The 1,035-nt window shown below is 40.2% G+C and carries 1 protein-coding gene; it reads left to right on the forward strand.

Features of this window, described 5'->3' with window-relative positions; translation table 11 throughout:
- A partial coding sequence (locus tag L3V23_RS21285) for a diguanylate cyclase (RefSeq protein WP_237292993.1) occupies positions 1-1,029 on the forward strand: 1,029 nt, incomplete at its 5' end.
- Between the last annotated feature and the right edge of the window lie 6 nt (positions 1,030-1,035).

Consider the following 1,035-nt stretch of genomic DNA (forward strand, 5'->3'; position numbering starts at 1 on the left):
ACTTTGTATTTGGAACGCCAAAATATTTTGACAAGACTTTTGGGTAAACATAGTCATCAAGATGGTTCGTATATGTATGTCGTCGACCGTAATAAAACCATCATTTATCATCCCGATAAGAGGAGAGTCGGGCAAGTGATACTCAATAATGAGGCTATCAACGCGGTTGTTAACCGTGAAGATGGATATGGTGACATTGTCAATTCGCAAGGTGTTGATATGTTGGCTGGTTACGCTCCAGTAAAGAACTCTGGATGGGGCGTGATAGTCCAAAAGCCAAAGAATAATGCTTTAAACAGCCTTAATGATTTAATGTTTCTTGTCTTTTGGAAAGGTTTCCCGATAGGTGTGCTGACATTGATGTTTATTTGGGGGGCATCTATTTTGATATCTCGGCCACTTTGGCAGCTAGCCAGTGCTGCTACTAAAATTGGTAATTACAAGTCGACGATATCGGATTTAAACCGTATTCATGCATGGTACTTTGAAGCGTTGCACTTAAGGCGGAGTTTTTTGAATGCTATGGGTGTCGTGTCAAATACCATTGATAAACTCCATTCAGATACGTTGACGGATGCGCTTACTGGTGCTTTAAATCGAAGAGGATTAGATAAGACGATTGAACAGTTTCAAGAGCAAAATAGACCATTTTCATTGTTGGCTTTGGACATTGACCACTTCAAGAGGGTCAATGATACATTTGGTCATCATATCGGAGACGAACTAATAAAAAGTTTATCCAAGATAATGAAAGAAGAAGCTCGAGCACAAGATGTTGTGTGCCGCTCTGGTGGTGAGGAATTTATTATTTTTCTTGCCAACACTAACCCGACTAGAGCATATGATGTAGCAGAGCGAATTCGCCGCTCAATAGAAGCCTATCATTTTGATACTGTCGGTAATGTAACAATTTCAATTGGTGTATCGCACTGGAAAGGACAAGAGGACTCTATACATGAGGCAATCAAAAATGCAGATAATGCGCTGTATAAAGCTAAGCGTAATGGGCGAAATCGCACTGAACTGTAATAGAAG

Source organism: Vibrio sp. A1-b2 (genome assembly GCF_021726015.1).
Taxonomy (GTDB): Bacteria; Pseudomonadota; Gammaproteobacteria; order Enterobacterales; family Vibrionaceae; genus Vibrio; species Vibrio diazotrophicus.